The sequence below is a fragment of the Bradyrhizobium sp. HKCCYLS3077 genome (assembly GCF_051167555.1).
Taxonomy (GTDB): domain Bacteria; phylum Pseudomonadota; class Alphaproteobacteria; order Rhizobiales; family Xanthobacteraceae; genus Bradyrhizobium.
Window position 1 is genome coordinate 162,121 of record NZ_JBNPTH010000004.1, and the last position, 13,162, is coordinate 175,282.

Here is a 13,162-nt window from a genome sequence, read left to right on the forward strand (position 1 = left end):
GGAGAGTCCCCCTCACCCCGACCCTCTCCCCGCAAGCGGGGCGAGGGGGCTCACCGTCCGAGACGCGATATCTCGTGTCTGTCGGGGAGTGCGCAGTCTCGCGTTAGCTGCCATCGGAGCTTTTCTATCCAGCGCCCTGCCGCTCCACTCCGAGGAGGCCTTCGTCACCAACCAGCTCAGCGACGATCTCACGATCGTCGACCTTGCGACCTCGACGCCGGTCGCGACGATTCCGATCGGCGGCAAGCCGGCCGGTGTCGCGGTCGCGGCCGACGGCCGCTTTGCCTATGTGGCGAGCCCGGATGACAAGACGGTCAGCGTCATCGATGCGACGGCACGAAAAGTCGTCGGCCGCGTCGAGGTCGGCGGCGGCCCGCTCGGGATCGCGGTGGCGCCCGACGGAGCGACGGTCTATGTCGCCGACTGGTACAATGCGGCGATCCGGGTGATCGATACCGGAACGCGTACGATGACGAACAGCATCGCCGTGGGCGCCTCGCCATCGGGGCTCGCGGTGACGCCCGACGGCAAGCTACTGCTGTCGGCCGACCGCGACGACGATCAGCTCTCGGTGATCGACACCGCCACGCGCCAGCGGCTCAAGACCATCAAGGTCGGCACGCGGCCGTTCGGCGTCACCATCGATGCCGATGGCCGCCGCGCCTACACCGCCAATGTCGGCTCCAACGACGTCTCCGTGATCGATCTCGCCGCGGGGCGCGAGGTCGCCCGCGTCAAGACCGGCCTGCGGCCTTATGCGGTGGCGCTGGCGCAGGGCAGGGGCTTCGTCACCGACCAGTATGACGGCACGGTGAGCGTGTTCGACGTCGCCAGCCTGCAGCCGCTCAAGCGGATCACTGTCGGCGACTATCCCGAAGGCATCGAAGCCACCGCCGACGGCCGCCGCATCATCGTCGCCAATTGGGAAAGCAACATCCTCAGCGTCATCGATGTCGCAACGCTGAAGGTGACCGGCGAGATCAAGGTCGGCAACGGCCCGCGCGCCTTCGGCGCATTCCTGCGGCGGTAGGCTTGTGGTCTTCCAACCGATGTCCGTCATTGCGAGCCAAGCCGATAGTCTGGCGCTCAGCCGTTCGGCGTCGCAGGCGACACCACCAGCCGCTCCGCGATCTCCTCCATCCGCGTGAACACGTAGTCCGGGCTGCGATCGCGCAGCGCCTTCTCCGCGGCATAGCCCCAGGTCACCGCGCCGCAGGCGATGCCGGCGGCGTGGGCGGCTTCGATGTCGCGCGTCTCGTCGCCGATCGCGATCGCCGCCTGGGGAGCGACGCGCGCGCGCTTCACGACGCGGCGGAATTTGCGCGCCTTGCCGAACACCGAGGCAGAGCAGTCGAAATCGGCGAACAGCCGCGCACGCGCGCCGAGCTTCTGGCGCGCATTGGCCTCGCTGTCGGAGGAGACCAGCGCGAGGCGCGTGCCGTTGGCGGCCAGCCGGTCGAGCATGATGTCCACGCCCGCAAACAGCGGGATGCTGGCGGCGTGCTTGGTCTTCAACTGGCGCACGTGCCGCGCGATGAACGGCAGCTTCCAGCCGGGCACTTCGAGGAAGTCGAGGATCTCGCGGGTCGAGGCGTGGCGGAGGCCGTCGATGTCCTCGTCCCTGACCTCGCGAAAGCCGTAGCGCCTCGCGACGGTGTTCACGTGCAGCCGAAACCACGGAAAGCTGTCGGCAAGCGTGCCGTCGAGATCGAAGATGACGAGAGCGTAGGGCATCGCGGGTGAGACACTGCCGTGCTGAGGACGATCGCGGTCGAAGGTACCCGATGAGGGCCGTTGCGCGCCAGCATGCGCGTCCACGCCGCAGGTGCCTGTGGCATGAGCTGCCGGGAGCATCGTCGATAACCTGGAGTTGAACGTGTTGTGATGAGTCTGCGCTGGTTGTTGGCGTATGATGAGCGTGCGCCGAGGGGCTCACGCCCCTTGTCGCAAACTTGTTTTCAGTCTCGTCGCTCCCTTATTTCAAATCAGAGAGATTTCAGATGCCCTTCAACAAAAACGCAGCCGCGTACCTGTCCTACTACGCCTATATCGACGACGCGCTGGCGACGGTGCAGGCCAACGATTTCGCGCAATATCTGCAGGCCATTCCGTCCGGACCGGCCAATGGCCCGTGGTCGCTGTGCTGGGGCCCGGCCGTGAATGACGGCGTGCTCGCCTATGTCGCGAAGGGGAATGACGGCAGCTATGGGCTCGCCTTCCGCGGCACCGATGTCGATGGCTCCGTCTCCGGCACCTTCGAGAACATCGGCGCCGATCTCGAGGCGTTCTTCACGGTGCCGTTCCTGTATCCGCAACAGCCGCTCGCGGCCGGTGCCGCGCAGGCGCAGATCTCGTCGGGGCTGAACGGCGCGCTGGCTCTGGCGATCGGCTTGACCGATCCGGTCACCGACATCTCGCTGCTGGACTATCTGCGCGGCCTTGCGAAGTCCGGCCCGCTCGACCTGACGGTGACGGGCCACAGTCTCGGCGGCGCGCTCGCCGTCGCGGCCACCGCGTGGCTGCAGGATCAACTGCCCAAGGCCGGGCCGGTCTCGTTCAAGCTGTGGCCGCACACATTCGCTGCGCCGACGATGTGGAACGCGGCGTTCGCCACGCGCTTCGCCCAGCAATTCACCTATTATGCGGCGGTCAACAGCAACGACGCCGTGCCGATGGGCTGGGCCAATCTTCAGACGCTGCAGAACACCTATCCGGCGCCGTACCCAAGCCTGGAGCACACCGATTTCAGCATCTATCTCGCCGTCCTGGCGGTGGAGGCCGTCGTGGCCAAGCTCGGCTACACCCAGATCGCGCCGAGCAATCCGGACGTCTGGGCCGAGCCGCTGCAGTCCGCGGCAGCGTGGACCGATGAAGCAGGGCTGATGCACTCGATGCAGAACGTCTACTTCAAGCACGTTGTCGGCAAGGCCGGGCCGAATCTCCCCGGTACGACCACGACGGGCATCGCGCGTCCGCGCGCGGTCGCCGTGGCGGCGTGATCGCACCGGCGCGACGCTGCATTCTCCGGCATGCGACGTGACTCTTGCAGACCCGAATCTTCGGATCTGCAAGAGGCGATCGTCGCGTGTCCGATCACGATTGCCTCACGGCTTTTGTGAGCGTGCGCTGCGGGAACGTCTGCCGCACCGCGGCCGTTTACCTCGCACGCAAGCAAGGAGATTCACATGCAACGCACGATCAAGATGGCCGCGCTGGCCGCTGCCACCCTCGTTATCGGCACCGCCGCCGCATCGGCACAGGGCTATGCCCGATACAATGATTCTATGGCCTTCGTGCCACCGGCGCAGAGCTACGATTCCGAGCCGGTCTATGGCGCCGCGGCTGCGCCGGTCTACGCGCCGGGTCCGGCGGCCTGGGGCCGCGGCTACAACGGCACCAACCATCCGACCCCCGGCTCGACCCAGGGCGACGTCGGTCCGTCCGGCAACAACAACGGCACGCTGACCGGCGTCTATCGCCAGTGGTAATCGCCATCGCGTGAGTTAGTGCGCGTGAGTGAGTACGCGTGAGGTGAAAGCCCGTCGCTCGGACACGAGCGGCGGGCTTGTCGCGTCCGCCTCTGTGCAGGCAGAGCTTGTCTCAGCCCGGATCACCCGATCGCGTCAACGTGAACGATGCGCTGTGTCGCAGCAATTGTCGCGGCCTCGCGCGGAACCCATGAGGTACTTACGTTGTTTGCTCCGCGATAATTAGGAACGAAGGAGCAAGTTCATGACGCGCATGTTTGGTTTGGCGGCGTTGACCGCTGTCACGGTCATTGCCGGCACCGCGGCGGCCTCGGCCGGCGAGTACGGCCCCGGCGGCTATGGCTATGGCGGCCAGGTCACCAGCAACTACGCCTATCGCGACTCCTACGCCTGGGCACCGGCCCCGGTCTACGAGGAAGGCTACGTCGCCGTCGCGCCGGGCCCGTATTACGGCCCGGGCTGGGGCGCCGGCTACAACGGTACCAACCACCCGACCCCGAGCTCGACCCAGGGCGACGTCGGCCCGGGCGGCAACAACAACGGCACGCGGAGCGGGTATTACCGCTGGTGAGTTGAGTTCTGAGTGAGAGATAGGACGACCAAGCCCGCTGCTCTTAATTGAGCGGCGGGCTTCTTCTTGGTGGACGGCACCGCCGACTCAGCCGTCATCGCGAGGAGCGCAGCGACGAAGCAATCCAGAGTCCCGCCTTTGGCTCTGGATCGCGTCGCTTCGCTCGCGAGGACGATCAAACAATAATTACTCCGCCGCCTCGCTCGCCGCGCCACGCCCGCGCTTCTTCGGCTTGGCCGACTTCTCCAGCACCGGTTTCAGGAATTGTCCCGTGTAGCTGCGCGGCGCTTTCACGATGTCTTCCGGCGGGCCCCAGGCGACGATCTCGCCGCCGCCGTCGCCGCCTTCGGGGCCCAAGTCGATCACCCAGTCGGCGGTCTTGATGACCTCGAGATTGTGCTCGATGACGACGACCGTGTTGCCCTGCGCCACCAGCTCGTGCAGCACCTCCAGGAGCTTCTTGACGTCGTGGAAGTGCAGGCCCGTCGTTGGCTCATCCAAGATGTAGAGCGTGCGGCCGGTGGCGCGCTTCGACAGCTCCTTGGCGAGCTTGACGCGCTGGGCCTCGCCGCCCGAGAGCGTGGTGGCCTGCTGTCCGACATGGATGTAGTCGAGGCCGACGCGGCGCAGGGTCTCGAAGGTGTCGCGCACGCGCGGCACCGCCTTGAAGAACTCGGCGGCCTCCTCGACGGTCATGTCGAGCACGTCGGCGATCGACTTGCCCTTGAACAGGACGTCGAGCGTCTCGCGGTTGTAGCGCTTGCCCTTGCAGACGTCGCAGGTGACGTAGACGTCGGGCAGGAAGTGCATCTCGATCTTGATGACGCCGTCGCCCTGGCAGGCCTCGCAGCGGCCGCCCTTGACGTTGAAGGAGAAGCGGCCGGGCTCGTAGCCGCGCGCCTTCGCCTCCGGCAGGCCCGCGAACCATTCGCGGATCGGGGTGAACGCGCCGGTGTAGGTCGCGGGGTTGGAGCGCGGCGTGCGGCCGATCGGCGACTGGTCGATGTCGATGATCTTGTCGATGTGCTCCAGGCCCTCGATGCGGTCGTGCGGCGCGGCCGCCTCATTGGCGCCGTTGAGCTTGCGCGCGATCGCCTTGTACAGCGTGTCGATCAGCAAGGTCGACTTGCCGCCGCCGGACACGCCGGTGATGGCCGTGAACAGGCCGAGCGGAATCTCGGCCGAGACGTTCTTGAGATTGTTGCCGCGCGCGTTGACGACCTTGATGGTGCGGCGATGGTTCGGCGGCCGCCGCTCGGGCACCTCGACCTCTAGCTCGCCGGTGAGATACTTGCCGGTCAGCGACTTCGGGTTGCGCATGATCTCGGCGGGCGTGCCCTCGGCGACGATGTGGCCGCCATGGGTGCCGGCGCCGGGGCCGATGTCGAGCACGTAGTCGGCGAGACGAATCGCGTCTTCGTCATGCTCGACGACGATCACGGTGTTGCCGAGGTCGCGCAGCCGCTTCAGGGTGTCGAGCAGCCGGGAATTGTCGCGTTGGTGCAGGCCGATCGAGGGCTCGTCGAGCACGTAGAGCACGCCCGTCAGGCCCGAGCCGATCTGCGAGGCCAGGCGGATACGCTGGCTCTCGCCGCCGGAGAGGGTGCCGGAGGAGCGGGCGAGGGTCAAATAGTTCAGGCCGACATCGAGCAGGAAGGTCAGGCGGTCGCGGATCTCCTTGAGGATGCGCGTGGCGATCTCGGTCTGCTGCGCGTTGAGCTGGGCCGGCACCTCGGCGAACCATTCGCCTGCGGCCTTGACGCTGAGGTTGGAGATCTCGCCGATATGCTTGCCGCCGACCTTGACGCACAGCGCCTCGGGCTTCAGCCGGAACCCCTTGCAGCCGGCGCAGGGCACGTCGTTGAAATATTTGCCGAGCTCCTCGCGCGCCCATTCGCTCTCGGTCTCGCGGAAGCGGCGCTCGATGTTGGTGATGACACCTTCGAACGGCTTCTTGGTGTCGTAAGAGCGGACGCCGTCCTCATAGGTGAACTTGATCTCGTCATCGCCGGAGCCGTGCAGCAGCGCGTTCTGCGTCTTCTTCGGCAGGTCCTTCCACTTGGTGTCGAGCGTGAACTTGTAGAACTTGCCGAGCGCGGTCAGCGTCTGCAAATAATAGGGCGAGGACGACTTGGCCCAGGGCGCGATCGCGCCCTTGCGCAGGGTCACATCCTTGTCGGGAATGACGAGGTCGGCATCGACATGCTGCTCGACGCCCAGGCCGCCGCATTCCGGGCAGGCGCCATAGGGATTGTTGAACGAGAACAGCCGCGGCTCGATCTCGGGGATGGTGAAGCCGGAGACCGGGCAGGCAAACTTCTCCGAAAACAGGATGCGCTCGGGCCCGCTCTTGTCGTGAATTTTTGCCGTCTTCTTCTTTTCCTTCTCCTCCGCCGGCGCAGCGGAGGCGGGGGCGTCGGCGAATTCGACGACGGCCAAGCCCTCGGCGAGCTTCAGTGCGGTCTCGAAACTTTCGGCGAGGCGCTGGCCGATGTCGGGGCGCACGACGATGCGGTCGACGACGACGTCGATGTCGTGCGGGAATTTCTTGTCGAGAACAGGCGCCTCGGCGAGCTCGTGGAAGGTGCCGTCGATCTTGACGCGCTGAAAACCCTTCTTGAGGTATTCGGCGAGCTCCTTCTTGTACTCGCCCTTGCGTCCGCGCACGACCGGCGCCAGCAGATACAGGCGCGTGCCCTCGGGCAGCGCCAGCACGCGGTCGACCATCTGCGACACCGTCTGGCTCTCGATCGGCAGGCCTGTCGCGGGCGAGTAGGGCACGCCGACGCGCGCCCAGAGCAGGCGCATGTAGTCGTAGATCTCGGTGACGGTGCCGACGGTCGAGCGCGGATTCTTCGACGTCGTCTTCTGCTCGATCGAGATCGCCGGCGACAGGCCGTCGATCTGGTCGACATCCGGCTTCTGCATCATCTCCAGGAACTGGCGCGCGTAGGCCGACAGCGATTCGACGTAGCGGCGCTGGCCCTCGGCATAGATCGTATCGAAGGCGAGCGAGGACTTGCCGGAACCGGAGAGGCCGGTGAACACCACGAGCTTGTCGCGCGGGATCTCGACGTCGATGTTTTTCAGATTGTGCTCGCGGGCGCCGCGGATGGTGATCGCCCGCAGGCTCGACGAGTTGGCTTGCGCGCGCTGCTTGGCCTTGAGCACTTCATCCATGACGATCGTCCCACGGCGCAAGGCTGCGCCATCGTTGCAGGCGCGTTACGCCGGAAGCCGGCAATCGGACGCCAGAGGGGAAAAGGTATCGTCGGAACGTAGGAAGAACGAGGGCGGATTTCCAGTGCCGCAGGCGAATCATCAACAATGCGCTTGGCGAATGGCAGCGACTGGCAGGAGCGGACGGTTCCGCTCGCGACTTCCGGCCAAAGAAAAAGCCTCCGCCCTTGCGAGCGGAGGCTGTGTGCGTTGGCCCGAAGGCGTCGTTCTTAGAAGTGGTAGTTCACGCCGACCTGCACGGTGTGCAGGTTGAGCGTGCCCGAGGGGATGTTGTTGGCGAAGTAGTTCTCGCTGCTCAGGCTCTTGTAGAGGTATTCGCCCTTCAGCGACCACTGCGGCGCGAACATCCACTCGGCGCCGGCGCCGACGGTCCAGCCGGTGTGGAACTTGCTGTCGGACACCGTGGCACCCAGGAAGGTGTTGCTCAGCTTGTTTTCAGCCCAAGCGAAACCGCCGGTGGCGTACAGCAGGGTCGGGCCGAAAGCGTAGCCGATGCGGCCGCGAACGCTACCGGTATCCTGGATCTTGGTTTCGAACGTGCCCAGGAAGCCCGGGATCACGCCGGTCGCCTTGATGCTCGACCAAGCGGCATCGGCCTCGAGGCCGAACACGACGGCGCCCTGCTGCCAATTGTAGCCGATCGTGCCGCCAGCGAGGCCGCCATCCGGGCCGTTGTCTTCAACGGTGGCGTAGCCGCCCATTGCACCGATGTAGAAACCGGTCCAGGTCGGAACCGGCGCCAGCACCGGGGCCTTGGTGTAGGTCGGGCGCGCAGCGAGATCGGCGGCGGCAGCGGGAGCGGCCAGGGCGGCCATGGCCACGGTCGCGAGCAGGATCTTCTTCATTGTTGTCTCCAGTTTAGTCCTTGAAGTCCGCGTCGCACCGATAGTCTTACGCACGAAACAGACTCACCCGTTCAAGTTGACGGGGGTCCTATAGCCCGGTTCCGAGCGGATTGCCGTCACCCTGAAGCCACACTCGGGACGAAACCGCGTTTTTACGGGTGGGTTCCCGAAAGCCTTTGTCACACAATGGCTTGGTTCCCTGTGTGACAGGGCTGCGGAGGTGGCGTGCGGGCAACAAAAAAGGCCGGCTGAGCGCCGGCCTTTCTCAAAACACAACTGAGTAACGGCCGATCAATACTTCGCGACGACTGGCCCGCCGAAGCGATAGTTCAAGCGCGCCGTGAACAGGTCCACATCCTGCTTGATGTTATCGTTCTGGGTGAAGACCGCGCCGCGGAACGGAACGTTCGTGGTGCCCATGAAGAGGTGGTCGTATTCGAAGCCGACCGACCAGTTCGGCGCAAAGGCGTATTCGACGCCGGCGCCGACGGAGGCGCCCCATTTGTGCACGGTCGTGGTGGCCAGCACCGTGTTGACCACGCCGGAAAAGATCTCGTACTTGGTGTCGGTCACGGCCGCGCCGCCCTTGGCGTAGAGCAGGGCGTCACCGAAGGAGTAGCCGATCTGGCCGGTGAACAGGCCGAAGGCGGTGAGCTTGGTGCGGTTGCGGTCGGGAACGAACAGCGGCGTGGCATTGTTGCCGGTCAGATCGGCCCAATTGCCTTGCGCCTCCAGACCGAACACGACCTGGCCCATCTGCCAGCGATAGCCGAACTGACCGCCCACGGTGCCGCCGGTCGCGTTGTGGCAGCCCTCGGCACGGCCATCCGCCAGTGTCCAGCAATTGCGGCTCGTGCCATAGCCACCGTTGATGCCCAGGTAGAAACCGCTCCAATCGTTGATGGCGACGATCATCGGCGGCGCCTTGGTGTACGGACGGGCCGCCATGTCGGCCGCCGAAGCGGAGGTGGCGGTTGCGATACCAACGAGGGCCGTCGTGATCACAAGCAACTTCTTCATCAAATTCTCCCCCAAGGAGTTGGATTGACTAGCGATGGGGAAGTCATACACGCGGGCCTTCGATGAGGCTGTAACGCTTCAGCCACAAGGCCAAAAAAGCGTTATAAATCATATATTTATCACGAAATGGCCGCTCCGACGCCGGGCTCCTGACACGAAAAAGGCCGGCGCTGGGGCCGGCCTTCTTGAAGCGGTATCGAGCGGCGAGTTTGCCTCAGTAGCGGGTGCTCGCCGGACCGCCGAATCGATAGTTCACGCGGACCGTGGCCATGTCGATGTCCTGCTTGATCGTATCGGTCCGCGCCGCCACCGTCGCCGTGGCGGGGAAGTTGATGTCGCGCGACCCCATGAACAGATGATCGTACTCGACCGCGACCGACCAGTTCGGCGCGAAGCCGAACTCGACGCCGGTGCCGACGGTGCCGCCCCAGCGGGTCTCGCTGGTGGAGTCGAGCTGCGTGCCCACGGGGACGATCAGGGCCGTGTTCGCCGTGCCGGTGTATTTGTTATGGGCCACGGCGGCGCCGCCCTTCACGTACCAGAGCACGTTGCCCCAGGCGTAGCCGACCTGGCCGGTGAACAGGCCGATGGCGTCGGTCTTGGTGGTGTTGGTCACGCCGGCGGCGAGTGCAGCGGTGCTGGCGTTGGATTTCTTGAGGTCGGTCCAGTCGCCCTGAGCTTCCACGCCGAACACCCAGTTCGCCGCCTGCCAGCGGTAGCCGACCTGGCCGCCGATCAGGCCGCTGGTCGCGCTGTGGCAGCCTTCCGACTGCGTCGGGACCACCGGCACGCCAGCGACGTTGTTCAGGGTCCAGCAGTTGCGGCTCCAATCGGCGCCGCCATTGATGCCGAGATAGAAGCCGGCCCAGCTCGGCAGCGGCGTCACATAGGCCGGCGGCGGGGCCTTGTTGTAGGTGCGGGCCGCGAAGTCGGCAGCCGAGGCGGGTGCCACGCCAAGCGCGACAGCGCTGGCGGTCAAGATCAAGGTCGTCTTTTGCATGTGTCTCTCCCCAGTCCAAATCATCCCTTGCGCCGGATCCCTCCGATCCGGATCCACGCGGACGTGGCCTGGGGCTGGTTGTAGGGAAGACTGTTTTCTAAAAGTTGTGACCGCGGGCGTTGGCGCCACGGATCTGACGCAGATGCTTAAAAGTTGATTAAAAATGTCTTCATGCCCTCGCGCCGACGGCAACCGCCGTGCCCGCCAGAGACGGGTCTCCCGGCTTGTCAATAGGCTGTGTACTCAGGCGCTCAGTGCTTGGAGACGACCGGGCCGCCCCAGCGATAGTTGACGCGCACCGTGGCCATGTCGACGTCCTGGCCGACCTGGTCGGTCCGGCTCGGCGCGCCGCCGGGGACTCCCGAGAAGCCGAGGGTGCGGTTGCCCATGAACAGGTGCTCGTATTCGGCAGCCACCGACCAGTTCTTGGCGAAGCCGACCTCGACGCCGGTGCCGACGGCCGCGCCCCAGCGCGTGGCGCTGGACTGGTCGATCAGCGCACCGGTGGCGGTGCCCAGGCCGTTGTACTTCTCACCCGCGACCGCGGCGCCGCCCTTCACGTACCAGAGCACGTTGTTCCAGGTGTAGCCGATCTGGCCGGTGAACACGCCGATGCCGTTGATCTTGGTCTGGTTGGTCACGGCCGGGGCGAGCTGGCTGACATTGCTGCCCTTGAGGTTGGCCCAATTGCCCTGGGCCTCGACCCCGAACACCCAGCCGCCTGCCTGCCAGCGATAGCCGATCTGGCCACCGGCCAATGCTCCGGTCGCGTCGTGGCAACCCTCCGCGTTGGTGGCGGCCACGCCGCCGAAGGTGACGTTGTTGGTCCAGCAGGTGCGGGCGAAGCCGCCGCCGGCATTGAGGCCGACGTAGAAGCCGCTCCAATCATAGATCGCAGCGATCATCGCAGGCGCCTTGGTGAAGGTGCGCGCGGGCAAGTCGGCAGCGATGGCCGGCGCAAGCCCCAGCGCCAGCGAAGTTGTCGCCCCCAGCAACAGACTTCTCATCGCATTCCCCAAACCTAGTCCGACGCCCGCACGCACGCTCTCACCAACGCCCACCCGCGACGCCTTGATAGCCCCTCTGACCGGAAAAAGCCGTCACCCAAACGACACAGCCGGCTAGCAAGTGTCGGGACCAGCACACAAAAAAAGGCCGGCGCGAGGCCGGCCTTTCGACAAATTCAAGTTCAGGTTGCGATCAGTAGCGCGACAGGGCCGGGCCGCCGAAGTGATAGGAGATGCCAGCCTTGACGGTGTGGATGGTGTCGTTCCACTCCGAGCGGTTGGCGGCGACCGGCGGGTTGTTGTACTGCAGCGTGCTGCGGCCGAAGTCGATGTAATTGTACTCGACCTTGGCCGACCAGTTCGCCGCGAACATGTACTCGGCGCCAGCGCCGACGGTCCAACCCCAACGCCAATCGTTGACGGAGCCGCCGAACGCCGGTCCGAGCAGGCCACGGTCGTAGCGATGCTGGAAGTCTCCGACCGAGGCACCGCCGCTGACGAAGAGCAAAGCGGGGCCTGCAGCCCAGCCGAGACGGCCCTTGATGTCGCCGAAGCCGCGCAGGTGCGTGAAGTAGGAATCGCCGAAGCCGGCGTTGATCTCGGCCGAACGGCCGTTGATGTCGGCCCAGTGGTAGTCGCCTTCGAGGCCGAACACGATGTTGTCGACCTGCCAATTGTAGCCGACCACGCCGCCGACGAAGCCGCCGTTGAAGTCGTAACGCTGCGTCGGGGTGAAGCCGACGACGTTCGGTCCACCGAAGTAGGTCTCGTCGCTGCGGCCCCAGCCGCCGCCGCCCTGCACACCGAGATAGAAGCCGGTCCAGGTCGGGAGCGGCGCGGGCGCGGCCATCGGCGCCTTCGTGTAGGGGCGGGCGGCGAGATCAGCGGCGCTCGCGGGGGTCAGCGACCCCAACACCATCAAGCTGACTGCTCCAAGAAAAATTCGTTTCATCCCAAGGTTCATCCCAAGTCTCCCGCTTTGGCGTCTCCACAGGGTCCCCGGAGGCGCACATTCTGTGAGTGGGTGCGACCGCGGATGCGGCCTCAATCCATCCGAAAATATACGCGATTCAACCCCCAATACCGTCTCCCAAAAGCCACAGGAGGGGAGGAAGTGAGGCGATCTAAGTTTATGTAAGTTAAAGAATTTTTGACCATTCACGGGAACTTTTCAGGGTTCCATTTCTCGGCCGTCCGGTTCCATCGGGTTTCATGGAACTCCACGCATGGTTGCATACACAGTCGCGCGAACAAAACTGGAACAATCGGCGCTGGCCTGCTATATGTGGATAAGCGACGAGAAGGCAGGTGGCCGGCGCGGCAACCGTATAGGGTCCGCCGCGAGAGGAAGGGGTGAGCCACCGTGGGCCGAGAGGCCGGTGGGCCACAGCCGGCCCGGTGATCTGAAAACCGCGGGAGAGTGTGATGGCGGGTAGTGTGAACAAGGTGATTCTGGTCGGAAATCTGGGCAAGGACCCCGAGATCCGGCGGACGCAGGATGGGCGGCCGATCGCCAATCTGAGCATCGCGACGTCGGAAACGTGGCGCGACAAGAACACCGGCGAGCGCAAGGAAAAGACCGAGTGGCACCGCGTGGTGATCTTCAACGAAGGTCTCTGCAAGGTCGCCGAGCAGTATCTCAAGAAGGGCTCCACGGTGTACATCGAGGGCGCGCTGCAGACCCGCAAATGGACCGACCAGAGCGGCGTCGAGAAGTACTCGACCGAGGTGGTGCTGCAGGGCTTCAACTCGACCTTGACGATGCTCGGTGGCCGTGGCGGCGGAGGCGGGGGCAACTTCGCCGACGACACGGGCGGCGGTGATTTCGGCATGAGCAGCCCGTCCTCGGCGCCTGCGCCGCGCCGCCCGATGGCAGCCGCCAGCCGCAACAGCGACATGGACGACGACATTCCGTTCTGAGGTGAAAACGCGCGCGGGAAACCCGGCTCCGGCCGGGCCGCGCGCGACGCCCGCGGCCACCGTCGATCGCA

The 13,162-nt window shown here is 65.3% G+C and carries 12 protein-coding genes; 5 read left to right on the plus strand and 7 right to left on the minus strand.

From position 1 onward, the window contains the following. Nucleotides 1-88: 88 nt before the first annotated feature. Entirely contained in the window at nucleotides 89-1,030 is a 942-nt protein-coding gene (locus tag ACQR0Z_RS16985; RefSeq protein WP_434877236.1) for a cytochrome D1 domain-containing protein, read from the plus strand. 56 nt (nucleotides 1,031-1,086) lie between these two features. Here ACQR0Z_RS16985 and ACQR0Z_RS16990 read toward each other — a convergent pair whose 3' ends face one another. Continuing rightward, the gene (locus ACQR0Z_RS16990) at nucleotides 1,087-1,734 is read right to left on the minus strand and encodes an HAD hydrolase-like protein (protein ID WP_434919415.1); all 648 of its coding nucleotides are present in this window, start codon (nucleotides 1,732-1,734) and stop codon (nucleotides 1,087-1,089) included. Between the two features lie 266 nt (nucleotides 1,735-2,000). On the opposite strand from ACQR0Z_RS16990, the gene ACQR0Z_RS16995 reads away from it, so the two are divergent. The 3 genes from ACQR0Z_RS16995 (at nucleotide 2,001) to ACQR0Z_RS17005 (ending at nucleotide 4,059) form a co-directional block, all read left to right on the plus strand. Next, a complete protein-coding gene (locus ACQR0Z_RS16995; RefSeq protein ID WP_434877238.1) occupies nucleotides 2,001-2,999 on the plus strand; it encodes a lipase family protein in 999 nt (332 codons plus the stop codon). 186 nt (nucleotides 3,000-3,185) lie between these two features. Continuing rightward, nucleotides 3,186-3,488, plus strand: coding sequence for a hypothetical protein (locus ACQR0Z_RS17000; protein ID WP_434859013.1), 303 nt, complete (start codon nucleotides 3,186-3,188; stop codon nucleotides 3,486-3,488). A 244-nt stretch (nucleotides 3,489-3,732) separates the two neighbouring features. Beyond that, entirely contained in the window at nucleotides 3,733-4,059 is a 327-nt protein-coding gene (locus ACQR0Z_RS17005) for a hypothetical protein (RefSeq protein ID WP_434877239.1), read from the plus strand. Nucleotides 4,060-4,245: 186 nt separating this feature from the next. Here ACQR0Z_RS17005 and uvrA read toward each other — a convergent pair whose 3' ends face one another. From uvrA to ACQR0Z_RS17035, 6 genes are all read right to left on the minus strand, one after another. Then, nucleotides 4,246-7,239 carry an excinuclease ABC subunit UvrA gene (gene uvrA, locus ACQR0Z_RS17010; protein WP_434919416.1) on the minus strand — a complete coding sequence of 998 codons (2,994 nt, stop codon included), beginning with the start codon at nucleotides 7,237-7,239 and terminating at the stop codon, nucleotides 4,246-4,248. 269 nt (nucleotides 7,240-7,508) lie between these two features. Continuing rightward, nucleotides 7,509-8,144 carry an outer membrane protein gene (locus tag ACQR0Z_RS17015; protein ID WP_434919417.1) on the minus strand — a complete coding sequence of 212 codons (636 nt, stop codon included), beginning with the start codon at nucleotides 8,142-8,144 and terminating at the stop codon, nucleotides 7,509-7,511. A gap of 291 nt (nucleotides 8,145-8,435) precedes the next feature. Next, complete coding sequence (locus ACQR0Z_RS17020) at nucleotides 8,436-9,164, minus strand: outer membrane protein (RefSeq protein WP_434859009.1); 729 nt, start codon at nucleotides 9,162-9,164, stop codon at nucleotides 8,436-8,438. A gap of 214 nt (nucleotides 9,165-9,378) precedes the next feature. Beyond that, a complete protein-coding gene (locus ACQR0Z_RS17025) occupies nucleotides 9,379-10,164 on the minus strand; it encodes an outer membrane protein (RefSeq protein WP_434919418.1) in 786 nt (261 codons plus the stop codon). 251 nt (nucleotides 10,165-10,415) lie between these two features. Continuing rightward, the gene (locus tag ACQR0Z_RS17030) at nucleotides 10,416-11,171 is read right to left on the minus strand and encodes an outer membrane protein (RefSeq protein ID WP_434859007.1); all 756 of its coding nucleotides are present in this window, start codon (nucleotides 11,169-11,171) and stop codon (nucleotides 10,416-10,418) included. Between the two features lie 193 nt (nucleotides 11,172-11,364). Then, a complete protein-coding gene (locus tag ACQR0Z_RS17035) occupies nucleotides 11,365-12,123 on the minus strand; it encodes an outer membrane protein (RefSeq protein ID WP_434877243.1) in 759 nt (252 codons plus the stop codon). A 473-nt stretch (nucleotides 12,124-12,596) separates the two neighbouring features. Between ACQR0Z_RS17035 and ACQR0Z_RS17040 the strand changes: the two genes are divergently transcribed. Further along, nucleotides 12,597-13,091 carry a single-stranded DNA-binding protein gene (locus tag ACQR0Z_RS17040; protein ID WP_434859005.1) on the plus strand — a complete coding sequence of 165 codons (495 nt, stop codon included), beginning with the start codon at nucleotides 12,597-12,599 and terminating at the stop codon, nucleotides 13,089-13,091. Nucleotides 13,092-13,162: the final 71 nt, after the last annotated feature.